We start from the raw sequence: 12887 nt of genomic DNA, 5'->3' as shown, positions 1-12887 counted from the left end.
TGAATACGTGACATCATAAAAAATATAAAGTAAATTTGTGCGTCAATAATAGCAAATGAAAGACATCCTTTTACTCACACCGCCGTTTACGCAACTTAATACGCCTTATCCGGCAACAGCCTATTTGAAAGGATTTTTAAATACTAAAAACATTTTAGCCTATCAAATGGATTTAGGTATCGAGGTGATACTGGAACTTTTTTCAAAACAAGGTCTAACGAGTATCTTTTCTAGAACGGAGATTGTCATCCCGACCGCAGTTGAAGGAACTCAAAATTTGCAACGAATTTTTTCACTTAAAGAGAATTACATCAACACTGTTGATGCTGTTATTGCTTTTCTTCAGGGAAAAAATCCAACATTGGCACGTCAAATCTGCAGCGGAAACTTTCTGCCACAAGCTTCACGTTTCGATCAATCAGACAATATGCAATGGGCATTTGGTTCTATGGGAATGCAGGACAAAGCGAAGCATTTAGCCACGCTATATCTCGAAGATTTATCTGATTTTATCAAAGAAACGGTTGATGAAAACTTTGGCTTTAGCCGTTACGCCGAAAGATTGGGGAGAAGCGCTAATTCGTTTGATGAAATGTACAATAATCTACATCACGACTTGACGTATATCGATAGTATTTCCTTGCCCATTTTAGAAGAAAAACTTAAACAAGTTCAACCCAATTTAGTATTGATTTCAGTTCCGTTTCCTGGTAATTTATATAGTGCTTTTCGTTGTGCACAATTCATCAAAAAGCATTATCCAAAAATAAAAATAGCCATGGGTGGCGGTTTCCCAAACACAGAACTTCGTGATTTAAAAGATAAAAGGGTTTTCGAATTCTTTGATTTCATCACACTTGATGATGGTGAATTGCCTGTAGAATTGCTCCACAAAGCAGTTTGTCTTTCTGAAGGAGCTACTTATAAAAGAACGTTTCTCCTCGAAAACAACAAAGTAGTTTATAAAAACAACGCAACTAAACCCGATTATAAACAAAGCGATGTTGGTACGCCTGATTATTCTGATTTGCTTTTGGATAAATATATTTCGGTTATCGAAATTGCCAACCCAATGCACAGCTTGTGGAGTGATGGACGTTGGAATAAACTAACGATGGCGCACGGCTGCTATTGGGGAAAATGTACTTTTTGTGATATTTCTTTGGATTATATAAAGCTATACGAACCTATAGCTGCTAAAACTTTAGTTGACAGAATGGAAGAAATCATTGCTCAAAATGGAGAAAATGGTTTTCATTTTGTAGATGAAGCTGCACCACCAGTATTAATGCGTGAAGTTGCTTTAGAAATTCTTCGCAGGAAACTTACAATTTCGTGGTGGACGAATATTCGTTTCGAGAAAAATTTCACTGCCGATTTGTGTTTGCTACTAAAAGCTTCGGGTTGTATTGCCGTTTCGGGCGGATTGGAAGTGGCTTCTGATAGATTATTAGAATTAATTCAAAAAGGTGTAACGGTAGAACAAGTTGCAAAGGTGACAAGGAATTTCACAGAAGCTGGAATCTTGGTTCATGCCTATTTGATGTATGGTTATCCAACGCAAACGCTTCAGGAAACCGTTGACAGTTTAGAAATGGTGCGCCAAATGTTTGAGTTAGAAATTATTCAATCGGGGTTTTGGCATCAGTTTGCCATGACCGCTCACAGTCCTGTGGGAATGTTTCCAGAAGATTTTGGTGTAATTCCAATTGCTAACACAATTACTTTTGCAAACAATGACATTCATTTCAAAGACAAAACTGGAATTGACCACGATAAATTTAGTTTTGGGTTAAAAAAATCATTATTCAATTATATGCACGGCATTTGTTTTGAGTATGAACTTCAAGATTGGTTTGATTTTAAAATCCCTAAAACAAAAATCGCTTCCGATTATATTGTTTCATGTCTTGAAAAAGACCAAAGTATACAAACAAAACCTTCGGCAAAAATTGTTTGGATAGGAGGGAAACCAATAACTGAAATAGTTACTAAATCAAAAAAAGGAAATCACTGGCAAATGATGGTGCTTACTTTTCATGGTAAAAAAGCAACATTAGAAATCAGATTGGAAAAAGAAATAGGGGATTGGTGGTTTAAAAAATTGGAATTACTTAGTGTAAACAATAATCAAACAATAAGCTTTGCACAGCTCAAAGATGATTTCGAAATTTCTTTTGAGAATTTTGAATTATTTTGGTATTCAAAACCACTACAATCTCTTAAAAACTTTGGGTTGTTAGTTATTTGAATTATCCCGAAATTCTTTCCTACTTATTAATATAATACATATCAATAATATTAAAACTGTGGCAAAAACGTGCAGGTAGTGTCATTTAGTTTTATTACAAAACGGGTTCTCCGTAAAGATCAAACTCGGTAGCATCAATAATTTTTACAGTAACAAATTCGCCTGTTTTGACATAAAATTTTGATGCTTCAATAAGTACTTCATTATCAACATCGGGGCTGTCAAATTCGGTTCTTCCAATAAAATACTGCCCTTCTTTTCTATCGATTACACATCTAAAAGTTAGTCCAATTTTTTCTTGATTAAAATCCCAAGAAATTTGCGATTGCAAGTCCATTATTTCGGAAGCGCGAGCTTGTTTTATTGCCTCGGGCACGTCATCTTCTAACAAGTAAGCATGTGTATTTTCTTCGTGAGAATACGCAAAACAACCCAGTCGTTCAAACTTCATTTCTTGAACCCAATCTCTCATTATTTCAAAATCTTCTTGAGTTTCGCCAGGATAACCCACAATCAAAGTGGTTCTAATCGTAATTCCTGGTACAGCTTCCCTAAAATCTTTTAGTAATTTAGTTGTTTTTTCTTTCGTAGTTCCTCTTCGCATTGATTTCAAAATACTATCTGAAATATGTTGCAACGGAATATCAATGTAGTTACAAATTTTTGGTTCGCGTTTCATCAATTCCAAAACATCCATAGGAAAACCAGTTGGAAAGGCATAATGCAACCTAATCCATTCAATTCCTTCTATTTTTACAAGGTTTTCTAGTAGTTCAGCAAGATTTCTTTTTTTGTATAAATCCAAACCATAATAGGTCAAATCTTGAGCAATAAGAATCAATTCTTTGACACCATTTTTAGCTAAACCTTCCGCTTCTTTTACTAATTTTTCAATAGATTGCGATATGTGCTTACCGCGCATAATTGGAATAGCACAAAAACTACATGGTCTGTCACAACCTTCCGCAATTTTAAGGTAAGCATAATTTTTTGGTGTTGTAGTAATGCGTTCACCTATTAACTCGTGTTTATAATCGGCGCCTAATGCTTTCAATAGTAATGGCAGTTCAGTTGTGCCAAAATATTGGTCGACATTTGGAATTTCTTTTTCTAAATCTGGACGGTATCTTTCGGATAAACATCCGGTTACGAAAACTTTATCTACAAGGCCTTTTTCTTTTTTAGTTGCATATTCAAGAATAGTATTTATAGATTCTGCCTTGGCATTATCAATAAAACCACATGTGTTGATTACAACAATATTGCCTTCTTGTTCGTGCACCACGTCTTTTCCGCTGGCTTTTAATTGTCCCATGAGAACTTCACTATCATAAGTGTTTTTGGAACATCCCAGAGTAATTACGTTGATTTTATTTTTCTTTAATGATTTAGTTCTCATAACTTTAATTCCAATTATTTTGAAGGAGTGCAAAATTACTCTTTTTATTTCGAATTGTTTAGTTAGTCTTTGTTTAAAAACAAAAAACCGACAGTAGCACTATCGGTTTATAGTTTTCAATTATTATTTTTTAGAAATTTATAGAATAACTAATGGTTACATTATTGTTGTAACTACTTATTCTGGCAGGATCTGTCAATCCTGAAGAAAGAAAGGTGTAATTAAAATTCCTGTGGTCATAAGAATATGCTAAATCTATTCGGCTGTCGCCAAATGCATAGCCCAATCCACCAGAGTATCCTGTCAAATCTCCAAAAGTTTGATCGACTTTGTAAGGGCTTTGGTCAAAACGATATCCGCCACGCAAACTCACTTTTTTGATTTTATATTCGCCACCTATACGAACTTCTATAGCATTGCGCAAAGCAGTATTCATAAATGAATTCAAACCTGAATAATCATTTTGCGGTTTGAATTTGGTGTTAGTATAATTTTTTGACGAAACATCAACACTCAATACTGCTTTTTTAGCATATATGTATGCGACACTTCCTGTCCATTTGCTAGGTGTTTGAACAGTGTAAGGTAAATAAATCATCGTAATTCCTGGATTAAACACAACTGGATTAGAAGTGCCACAATCGGGGCAATTAGCAAAAACAGCTTGTCGCTGTTCATCTCTTAATCTATACCAAGTTGGAGATTCATAGGCCAATCCGAGGCGTAAATTTTCTACAGGTTTAACAATGGCACCAAGATTAAATGAATAACCACTTCCATAAGTATGCGTTTCGGTGTCAAATTGCACCGATTGTAATCCCGTTGTGGCGCTAGCGGTGTTATAAGATTCAAATACAGATGTAGATTTAGTTAAATTCGAGTAATGATAGTTTAGATTAACCCCTAAAAAAAGTATGTCTTTATAAGCTGTTGCAAAGTTTCCAGTAAATTTTCCGTTATATCCGCTAGTACTGTTATAATTGTCTTGAAAATAATTGTTATTGGTTGGAACATTAGAAACATAATTTGAATTTAACGGATCAGTGCTCACAGGATTAAATATAAATGCTTGATAACCAAGATAAGCTTGTTGATCGATAAAATTCAAATTTTCAAAATTAGCATTTTGAAGCGTTGTTAGTGTTATACCTCCTTCTTGAGGTAAACCATTTGCAAATCTCAAAAAATATTTGTCAATAGAATTGTAAGGGTTGATTCCAGCAGAATAAATGCTATTATTGAAATTATTACTATTTTCATAATTAAGCGCAACAGTAAACTTTCTCCAATCATTTTTTGGATTATTGTTTTTAAAGACAAAAGCTACTCCAGCTTGATTTATGTCTATTGAGTTGTCTTTGTCACTAGTATTGGTGCCATAATAGGCAGAATTATTTTTAGTATTAAAACTAGTTCCTGAAAAAGTGGCGTAATTGTTATTAAAGAATATCGAGCCAGCAGGATTTTGATTGATAGCAGATAGGTCTCCGCCAACTGCCCCAAAAGCACCACTCATACCTCTAAATCTTGCAGATCCTGTTAAATTTTCAACAGCATATCGAAGTGCATCTTCGGGTGTTGTTTCTTGTGCTTGCATTACTGAAAATGTCAATCCAATAATGATAATTGATAAATATTTTTTCATAGTGTAATTATTATTTATTATTCAAAAAAATATCTATGCAATTCATAAAAAAGCATAGATATTTATAAGTCATTTATATTATCTTCTTCCACCACCACCTGATGATCTTCCACCACCACCACTGCCACCACCACCACTGCCATAGGATGAAGATCGGGAGCCACCACCGTAGGAAGAAGGTGAATAAGAACGTGCAGGTGCAGATTCGGTTCTTACATTGTTGCTTCTTGAAGACTGCTGCATCTGCATCTGGTTAGATCTTGATGAATTTATTGGGTTGTATGAGGTGTTATTTCTAACCGGATAAGAAGCCGAAGATCTGGTATTGTAGTTGTAATTATTTCTTATATTATTGTTATTAAAATAATTGCTTCTTGTAGAAGAATTTGAAGGATTTGAATTGGTTATAGGGTTTGTTCTTCCGCCGCCAACATTGTAATTATTTGAGTTGGCTGTTCTACTACCACTTGAAGCGTAGGAAGCAGAATTACCTCTTCTACCACCGTTATAATAATAATTATTGTGATAATTTCCATATCCTCCATTACCGTACCAGTTGTTACCATACCAATTATTTCCGCACCAACCGTTTCCGTACCAGCTATTCCAACCAAAACCAATTCCTAAACCCGGACCATACCAATTATTCCAACCCAATCCCCAACTTGGTCCATAAAAATTGTTATATCCCCAATAATTTCCATACCAATAGTTGTTCCAATATCCGTAACCCCAGTTGTTGTCATACACATTTACTGTAACATTCTGCGGATTACTTCCCCAACTTGAATTATTAGCATTGTAATTACCAGTACCATTTCCATTGTTGTTTGTGGCGTCATTGTTTTCTGAATTCACAGAAGTATATTTATCAACATCGGTAAAAACCTGCGAATCTTTATTCAAATCGCTAAAGTACTCTTGGTATTTATTGCTTTGTGAGTTGTTGTTATTTGAAACTTCTCTTTTATTTGAATGCGAATTTCCATAAACTCCATCACTATCATAATAAGAACTGTTTTGATAAGATCCACAAGAGGAAATTACGAACGCGATTAATCCAATTAGTGAACAAATGGATAATCTTTTACCGGAAAAAAAATAAGTTTTCATATCTATAGCATTTTAATTGTTGGACTATACAAAAATAGTTAGTTTTGCCGAACTATTTAGTTAAAATTAGTTAAACAATTTTTATGCCAAACATTCAACATGAGTAAAAATTTAACAAAAAGGGCAGAAGATTATTCAAAATGGTATAACGAACTGGTTGTCAAGGCAGATTTGGCTGAAAACTCGGGAGTTCGTGGTTGCATGGTCATCAAACCTTATGGCTATTCTATTTGGGAAAAAATGCAAGCAGAATTAGACAGAATGTTCAAAGAAACCGGGCATAGTAATGCTTATTTCCCGCTTTTTGTACCCAAAAGTATGTTTGAAGCAGAAGAAAAAAATGCCGAAGGCTTTGCCAAAGAATGCGCTATAGTTACTCATTATCGTTTAAAAAACAATCCAGATAAACCAGGCAAATTGATGGTTGATCCCAATGCAAAATTAGAAGAAGAACTTATTGTAAGACCTACTTCTGAAGCTATTATATGGTCAACCTATAAAAATTGGGTGCAATCATACAGAGATTTACCTCTATTAATAAACCAGTGGGCAAATGTTGTAAGATGGGAAATGCGTACTCGTTTATTTTTACGGACTTCCGAATTTTTATGGCAAGAAGGACACACTGCTCATGCAACAAAGTCAGAAGCTATTGAAGAATCTGAAAAAATGATGCATGTGTACGCTGATTTTTCCGAAAATTTCATGGCTATTCCAGTAATTAAAGGATTGAAGACAGAGTCTGAGCGTTTTGCTGGTGCCGAAGAAACATATTGCATAGAAGCCTTAATGCAGGATGGTAAAGCATTGCAAGCAGGAACTTCACATTTTCTCGGACAAAACTTCGCAAAAGCTTTTGATGTTAAATTTACAAATCAAGAGGGACATCAAGATTATGTTTGGGGAACTTCTTGGGGTGTATCTACACGATTGATGGGAGCGTTAGTAATGACGCATTCTGATGACAATGGTTTAGTTTTGCCACCAAATTTAGCTCCAATTCAAGTTGTTATTGTACCCATTTTTAAATCTGAAGATGATCTAGATGCCATTTCTACTGTTGTAAATGAATTACTACATCAGTTTAAAAAACTTGGAATCACTGTTAAATTTGATAACAGAACTTCACAAAAACCTGGATTTAAATTTGCAGAATGGGAGTTAAAGGGTGTGCCAATTAGAATTGCAATTGGTCCAAAAGATATAGAAAATGGCACTTTCGAAATTGCTCGTCGGGATACTTTGTTAAAAGAAGTGGTTTCAAACGAAGGAATAGTAAATCACATTGCTGATTTGTTAGAGCAAATTCAAAAAGACTTATTTGAAAGAGCATTGAAATTCAGAAATACTCATATTACACAAGTAGATTCGTTTGAAGAATTCAAAGAGGTACTGGAAAATAAAACAGGTTTTATCTCGGCACATTGGGATGGAACGTCTGAAACAGAAGAAAAAATCAAGGATTTAACCAAAGCTACCATCCGTTGCATTCCATTAGATAGAATAACGGAAAGTGGGAAGTGTTTTTTTTCTGGAGGTAAATCTATTGGCAGAGTGTTATTTGCAAAAGCATATTAAAAAAATAGAAAAAAAAATATATAGTCTCTTGCGCAAATAAAAAATAGTTGTATTTTTGCATCCGCATTGAGAAAGATGGCCCGTTCGTCTATCGGTTAGGACGCATGGTTTTCATCCATGTAAGAGGGGTTCGATTCCCCTACGGGCTACAATTTTAAATATAAAAAAATAAAAAATGGCAAATCACAAGTCAGCTTTAAAGAGAATTAGAAGTAACGAAAAAAAGAGAGTCTTAAATAGGTATCAGCACAAAACTACACGTAATGCCATAAAAGCCTTAAGATTATCTACAGATAAATCTGATGCTTCTGCAAAATTATCGGCGGTGGTTTCTATGATTGATAAATTAGCTAAAAAAAATATTATCCATGATAATAAGGCATCTAACCTAAAATCTAAATTAACTAAACATGTTTCAAATTTATAAAATGAGACTTTATTATAATATATTCAAAACGTTCCGATGATTTGGAACGTTTTTTTTTATTTGAATTTGAGATAATCTTTGTAGAATTAAAATGACACTAAAAAAACATTTTAATTAAGTGACATTTTGTAAAAATATGTATCCTCCAAATCAAAAGTAACTAGGTTTTGCGAAGTATAACTATAGAAATAAATATTTTTATTTAAAATTTCTATCATAATTTGAAATGTTCAAGTCGCATATTTTCATATTTGTTATAAAAATTGAAGTTTCAAATTTTCTAACATTTCTTTGGTTACTGGTTTTGAAAGAAAACCTATTACAGGATATGTTCTAGCTTTATTTATATCGTAAGGGTCAATTGAAGAAGAGAGGACGATGAATCTTGTTGAGTCAAAAATATTTTGATATCCTTTTTTAATATAATTTTCTAAAAATTCCCAACCATCCATTATGGGCATATTTAAATCTAAAATTACTAATTTAGGATATTGAATGTTTTCATTGGTAATCCTTTCTTCTAATAAATTATCAAAATATAAAATTGCTTCTTCACCGTTATTTACAGTAATTATTTCTTTGGCAAACTCAACTTTCTCGACAACTTTTTTACAAAGCATCAGGGTAATTGGGTCATCATCTACACATAATATTTTATCTAACATTATTTATTAATTGTTTTTAAATATAATTGTAAAAGTTGTTCCTTTTCCAACAGTACTGTTTACAGATATTGTTCCTCCCATACTTTCTACCTGCGATTTGACCAGATATAATCCTAATCCTTTACTGTCTGTATAATTGTGGAAACGCTGGTAAAGTCCAAAAATTTTATCCTTATTTTTAATTAAATCAATACCTATTCCGTTATCTTTAAAAGTAATAATTATAGTGTCATTTTCAATTTTTGTTGCTATCGATACCTTTAATTGTCTTGTATGTTCCCTATATTTTATTGCATTTGTCAGTAAATTTAAAAAAATACTTTCTAAATAAGACTTATTTATATCTAAAATTGCTATGTCCTCTAAATCAATTTTTAAAATTGGTTTATGAACACTAATTAGAAAGCTCAATTGATTAAAGACATTTTCAAAAATTTCTTTTATTAATACTTTTTCTTTATGAATAGATGGATTATCCTTTATGATAATCACTTTCACTAAATCATTAATAGTTTCATTCAATAAATGCGTTGATTTTGAAAATCCTGTAATTATTTCTTTTAGTTCAGGATTTTCAATTGGTATATCTTCAATAAGATTTAGAAGTCCGGTTAAATTTGACAATGGCGCCCGCAAATTATGTGAAGTGATATAAGAAAATTGCTTTAAATCGTTGTTGTTTTGTGTTAATTCACGAATAAGTTGTTCTCTTTCTTTTTCTTTTTCCTTTTCTAAAGTTACATCCCTCTGAATAGATATCCAATGAGAATGTTCACCATCCTTGTCGGTTACTGGAATCATAGAAAAATTAACCCAAAATTCTTTTCCATTCTTTCTATAACTAATGGTTTCAATAAAACATTCTTTATATTCTTGGATAGCAGTTTTGAGTTTATCATATTCATAAATATCAGATTTTTTACCAAAAAATAATGAAGGCGATTTACCAATTATATCTTTTTGTGAGTAACCCGTCATATCTGTAAATGCGGAGTTAACAAATATTATGTTCGGGATTGGATCATCCGAAGTATCAATATCGGTAATCATAACAGCGTCTTTGGTCTGCGTGATAACTGTTTCAAGCAATCGAAGTCGTTGTTCTTCTTGTTTTTGCTTGGTAACATCTTGTATCGCTCCAATCATTCTAACCAAATTACCATCCGAATCTTTTACTAAAAAACCCCTATCAAAAACATACTTATAGCTCCCATCCGCACATTGAAATCGATATTCATCCTGCCATTTTTCTGTTTTTTGTTCTAAAAATGAATACAGCTTTACTGACATCTTTAGAGTATCTTCGGGATGAATTTTATCAAACCACCATTTGGATGTTTTTCCAACATCTTCCTTTTTATAACCAAAAACACCCTGAATTCCTTTATTCCAAATAAAACTATCGTCATCCATTTTCCAGTCCCAAATAGTATCACTTGTGGCTTTGGCAACAATGTCATAGCGTTCGTTGGATTCTTTTATTTCGATGTTGGTGAGCTGCAATTTTTCAAGTACCGATTTATTTCTTTTTTCATTTTGGTATAAAATAATTTTTAATAACACACCAGAAAAAAGAACAAAAAGAAAATCTTTCACATAATTAAATTGGTGAAATGATTCAAGATTGGAGGTTGAAAAATAGGCTACAAATAATTTATGACCAAGTATCGCCACAAACAGTAAAACAACTATAAAGACTAATGCAGTTTTAGTAGAATTATTTTTCATTGTCCCAAAAATACACAATCAAAAATTAATTTTGATTAATTAGATATAAAAATATTGACAAAAAATAGTTCGTATTGATAGCATCGATAACAAATTGTAAACATTCAAACATTCCGTTTAAATCTAAAAATAAAGTGTACCTTTGCGGCTTCAAAAAAACACAGATGGAATCTATCAGAAACATTGCTATTATTGCTCACGTCGACCACGGAAAAACAACTTTGGTGGACAAAATTATGTATCATTGCCAACTTTTTCGTGAAAACGAGAATGCAGGTGATTTAATTCTTGACAACAATGATTTGGAACGTGAAAGAGGAATTACGATTACTTCAAAAAACGTTTCGGTTGTATATAAAGGAACAAAAATAAATATTATTGACACTCCTGGTCACGCTGATTTTGGTGGTGAAGTAGAACGTGTTTTGAATATGGCAGACGGAGTTTGTTTGCTTGTTGATGCTTTTGAAGGACCCATGCCTCAAACGCGTTTTGTGTTACAAAAAGCTATTGATTTGGGATTAAAACCATGTGTGGTAATCAACAAAGTAGATAAAGAAAATTGTACACCAGAAGAAGTTCATGAAAAAGTTTTCGATTTGATGTATGAATTAGGTGCCGAAGAATGGCAACTAGATTTTCCGACCGTTTACGGCTCTGCGAAACAAAACTGGATGTCAGATGATTTTAGAAATGTAACTTCAAATATCGAACCTTTGTTGGATATGGTAATCGCTCATGTTCCTGCTCCAAAAGTATCTACAGGAACGCCTCAAATGTTAATCACTTCATTAGATTTCTCCTCTTTTACTGGTCGTATTGCGATTGGAAGATTAGAAAGAGGTGAGCTAAAAGAAGGAATGCCAATTTCTCTTTGCAAACGAGAAGGTAAAGTAATTAAATCAAGAATTAAAGAGCTACACACCTTTGAAGGGCTTGGTCGAAAAAAAGTAGAAAGTGTCATTGCAGGTGATATTTGTGCTATTGTTGGTGTTGAAGGGTTTGAAATAGGCGATACCATTGCTGATTTTGAAAATCCTGAAGCATTGCAAACTATTGCTATTGACGAACCTACAATGAGTATGTTGTTTACCATTAACGATTCTCCGTTCTTTGGTAAAGAAGGAAAGTATGTTACCTCACGTCATATAAGAGACCGTTTGACAAAAGAGTTGGAAAAAAACCTAGCAATGAAATTAGGCGAAACCGATTCAGCTGATAAATTCATGGTTTTTGGACGAGGCGTTTTGCACTTGTCTGTACTTATTGAAACCATGAGACGCGAGGGTTACGAAATGCAAATTGGACAACCACAAGTAATTATTAAAGAAATTGATGGTAAAAAATGTGAACCCATTGAAGAGTTAACCATCGATTTACCAGAAAGTCTTTCAGGTCGTGCCGTAGAATTTGTTTCCATCCGAAAAGGCGAAATGTTGAGCATGGAAGCCAAAGGAGAACGTATGATTGTAAAATTCAATATTCCGTCTCGTGGAATTATTGGTTTAAGAAATCAATTACTCACGGCTACTGCTGGCGAAGCGATAATGGCGCACCGCTACATCGGATACGAACCTTACAAAGGAGAAATTCCCGGAAGAAACAACGGTTCATTAATTTCTATGGAAAACGGAAAAGCGATTCCTTATTCTATAGATAAATTACAAGATCGTGGCAAATTCTTCGTTAATCCTAATGATGAAATCTACGAGGGTCAGGTTATTGGAGAAAACTCCCGTAGCGATGATATGGCTATCAATGTTACCAAAGCTAAAAAACAATCCAACGTTCGTTCATCAGGTAATGATGAAAAAGCCAGAATTATTCCGCCGATTATTTTTTCATTAGAAGAAGCGTTAGAATATATTCAGAAAGATGAATATGTAGAGGTAACACCAAAATCTATTCGTTTGAGAAAAATCTATCTGAACGAAACCGACAGAAAACGTAATAAGATTTAAGTGAATATATTTTAAATAATAGGAAACCATCAACTAGAGTTGGTGGTTTTTTTGTTTCTTTAAATATAGAGTTTTTGCCTATTAGCGGGAGAACGGAAGGAATTAAATGAGTATCTGTAG

The 12887-nt window shown here is 33.4% G+C and carries 9 protein-coding genes and 1 tRNA gene; 5 read left to right on the top strand and 5 right to left on the bottom strand.

Annotated features, from left to right (window positions below; translation table 11 throughout):
- The first annotated feature begins 55 nt into the window (after positions 1-55).
- Positions 56-2251 carry a radical SAM protein gene (locus Q0Q96_RS02970; RefSeq protein WP_293871535.1) on the top strand — a complete coding sequence of 732 codons (2196 nt, stop codon included), beginning with the start codon at positions 56-58 and terminating at the stop codon, positions 2249-2251.
- A 94-nt stretch (positions 2252-2345) separates the two neighbouring features.
- Here Q0Q96_RS02970 and rimO read toward each other — a convergent pair whose 3' ends face one another.
- From rimO to Q0Q96_RS02955, 3 genes are all read right to left on the bottom strand, one after another.
- Positions 2346-3650 (bottom strand): 30S ribosomal protein S12 methylthiotransferase RimO, encoded by a 1305-nt coding sequence (gene rimO, locus Q0Q96_RS02965; protein WP_293871533.1) that lies wholly within the window; start codon positions 3648-3650, stop codon positions 2346-2348.
- A 130-nt stretch (positions 3651-3780) separates the two neighbouring features.
- Positions 3781-5295, bottom strand: a complete 1515-nt coding sequence (locus Q0Q96_RS02960) for an outer membrane protein transport protein (protein WP_293871531.1) — start codon at positions 5293-5295, stop codon at positions 3781-3783.
- A 78-nt stretch (positions 5296-5373) separates the two neighbouring features.
- Positions 5374-6408 (bottom strand): hypothetical protein, encoded by a 1035-nt coding sequence (locus Q0Q96_RS02955; protein ID WP_293871529.1) that lies wholly within the window; start codon positions 6406-6408, stop codon positions 5374-5376.
- Between the two features lie 99 nt (positions 6409-6507).
- Here Q0Q96_RS02955 and proS point away from each other — a divergent pair, with 99 nt between their 5' ends.
- From proS to rpsT, 3 genes are all read left to right on the top strand, one after another.
- Positions 6508-7986 (top strand): proline--tRNA ligase, encoded by a 1479-nt coding sequence (proS, locus tag Q0Q96_RS02950; protein ID WP_293871526.1) that lies wholly within the window; start codon positions 6508-6510, stop codon positions 7984-7986.
- A 77-nt stretch (positions 7987-8063) separates the two neighbouring features.
- A tRNA-Glu gene (locus Q0Q96_RS02945) sits at positions 8064-8135 on the top strand.
- 26 nt (positions 8136-8161) lie between these two features.
- Positions 8162-8413: a 30S ribosomal protein S20 gene (rpsT, locus tag Q0Q96_RS02940; protein WP_293871523.1), complete on the top strand. Its 252-nt coding sequence runs from the start codon at positions 8162-8164 to the stop codon at positions 8411-8413.
- A 254-nt stretch (positions 8414-8667) separates the two neighbouring features.
- Here the strand turns inward: rpsT and Q0Q96_RS02935 are convergent, their stop codons facing one another.
- Together Q0Q96_RS02935 and Q0Q96_RS02930 are read right to left on the bottom strand one after the other, a co-directional pair.
- Positions 8668-9078 (bottom strand): response regulator, encoded by a 411-nt coding sequence (locus tag Q0Q96_RS02935; protein ID WP_293871521.1) that lies wholly within the window; start codon positions 9076-9078, stop codon positions 8668-8670.
- 6 nt (positions 9079-9084) lie between these two features.
- Positions 9085-10806, bottom strand: a complete 1722-nt coding sequence (locus Q0Q96_RS02930; protein WP_293871518.1) for a PAS domain S-box protein — start codon at positions 10804-10806, stop codon at positions 9085-9087.
- 164 nt (positions 10807-10970) lie between these two features.
- On the opposite strand from Q0Q96_RS02930, the gene typA reads away from it, so the two are divergent.
- The gene (gene typA / locus Q0Q96_RS02925) at positions 10971-12767 is read left to right on the top strand and encodes a translational GTPase TypA (protein WP_293871516.1); all 1797 of its coding nucleotides are present in this window, start codon (positions 10971-10973) and stop codon (positions 12765-12767) included.
- Positions 12768-12887: the final 120 nt, after the last annotated feature.

This window comes from Flavobacterium sp., from assembly GCF_025352015.1.
In the GTDB taxonomy this organism is placed as follows: domain Bacteria; phylum Bacteroidota; class Bacteroidia; order Flavobacteriales; family Flavobacteriaceae; genus Flavobacterium.
This window is presented reverse-complemented; position numbering and strand designations above follow the sequence as displayed.

Coding starts and splice junctions, on each gene's coding strand:
- proS (WP_293871526.1), top strand. CDS start 6,508: ATGAGTAAAAATTTAACAAAAAGGGCAGAAGATTATTCAAAATGGTAT.
- Q0Q96_RS02935 (WP_293871521.1), bottom strand. CDS start 9,078: ATGTTAGATAAAATATTATGTGTAGATGATGACCCAATTACCCTGATG.
- Q0Q96_RS02970 (WP_293871535.1), top strand. CDS start 56: ATGAAAGACATCCTTTTACTCACACCGCCGTTTACGCAACTTAATACG.
- rimO (WP_293871533.1), bottom strand. CDS start 3,650: ATGAGAACTAAATCATTAAAGAAAAATAAAATCAACGTAATTACTCTG.
- Q0Q96_RS02930 (WP_293871518.1), bottom strand. CDS start 10,806: ATGAAAAATAATTCTACTAAAACTGCATTAGTCTTTATAGTTGTTTTA.
- Q0Q96_RS02955 (WP_293871529.1), bottom strand. CDS start 6,408: ATGAAAACTTATTTTTTTTCCGGTAAAAGATTATCCATTTGTTCACTA.
- Q0Q96_RS02960 (WP_293871531.1), bottom strand. CDS start 5,295: ATGAAAAAATATTTATCAATTATCATTATTGGATTGACATTTTCAGTA.
- rpsT (WP_293871523.1), top strand. CDS start 8,162: ATGGCAAATCACAAGTCAGCTTTAAAGAGAATTAGAAGTAACGAAAAA.
- typA (WP_293871516.1), top strand. CDS start 10,971: ATGGAATCTATCAGAAACATTGCTATTATTGCTCACGTCGACCACGGA.